This is a genomic window from Acinetobacter stercoris (assembly GCF_900323515.1).
Classification (GTDB): Bacteria; Pseudomonadota; Gammaproteobacteria; order Pseudomonadales; family Moraxellaceae; genus Acinetobacter; species Acinetobacter stercoris.
The window spans coordinates 1-609 of the sequence record NZ_OOGT01000464.1; the positions used below are offsets into that span (position 1 = coordinate 1).

The following is a 609-nucleotide window of genomic DNA, read 5'->3' on the forward strand; positions in this document are numbered from 1 at the left end:
ACTTGCAAGCCAAAAAATTCATAGCCAGAAGCAGTGTCCGTGATGCGGATGTGGGATATTTCTTTGAGCTGACAGGACATTTTGAACTGGATCAGCATGACAGTTCAGATCGGCAAATGCTGATTTTTGGGAAAAAATTCTATCACCAGAACAACTTGCCCAAAGACCTGAAAAACCAGATTGATGCACTGATTGACCTCAGCCACTGGCAGTATTTAAAAATCAATCAGGATGAAATGCATGGTACCGAACTGACACTCGTGCGCCGAAATATTCCGGTTGTTCCAGAATACCATCCATTAAAACATCGGCCACAGGTATATCCGATGCGTGGCATGGTGGTTGGTCCAGAAAATGAACAGATCCATGTCAATGCCTATGGAGATGTGAAAGTCCGCTTCCTGTTTACCCGGGCACAAGACCATCAACATGCAGGTGGCAGTGGTTCCAATGATAATGATCAGGATTCCTTCTGGTTACCCGTCATGACATTTTGGGCAGGGTCGGCAGGAGAAGGCAGCCGTTTCCATCCGCGAGTAGGTGATGAAGTCTGCATCAACTTCTTTGAGGGCGATATAGATCGACCTTTTGTCGCTGGAAGTATCTATG

The 609-nt window shown here is 46.1% G+C and carries 1 protein-coding gene; it reads left to right on the forward strand.

Translation table 11 applies throughout. The annotated features are described in order from the left end of the window. Positions 1-609 (forward strand): phage baseplate assembly protein V (locus KPC_RS20250; RefSeq protein WP_228212380.1); only part of this gene is annotated, 609 nt, incomplete at both ends.